1 protein-coding gene is annotated in these 256 nt (G+C 46.1%); it reads right to left on the reverse strand.

What is annotated here, in order from left to right:
* Positions 1-25 precede the first annotated feature (25 nt).
* A partial coding sequence (locus KVT28_RS25635; RefSeq protein ID WP_217551048.1) for a hypothetical protein occupies positions 26-256 on the reverse strand: 231 nt, incomplete at its 5' end.

Consider the following 256-nt stretch of genomic DNA (forward strand, 5'->3'; position numbering starts at 1 on the left):
TCATAGTATGTTCTACGCTATTTGTTCAACGATGTAACAAATAAAACGCCAAAGAGTCGAGATCAGGCTCTGGACTTGTGTTGGCTGCAAAGCTTCTTTTAGATGTATGGTCGTAATCACAAAAGGAAAATCGCTCGGCGCCACCGACACTTTTCCCCGGGTCAGCAGTGGTTTTGGTGCAGGCTCCCTTTCTGCCTTTTTGCGTTGCCGCCCGTTCCAGATTTTGTGTATGATAAATGCTGCGAGTACAAGTTAG

This window comes from Pantoea sp. GbtcB22, from assembly GCF_019091025.1.
GTDB classification, from domain to species: domain Bacteria; phylum Pseudomonadota; class Gammaproteobacteria; order Enterobacterales; family Enterobacteriaceae; genus Pantoea; species Pantoea leporis.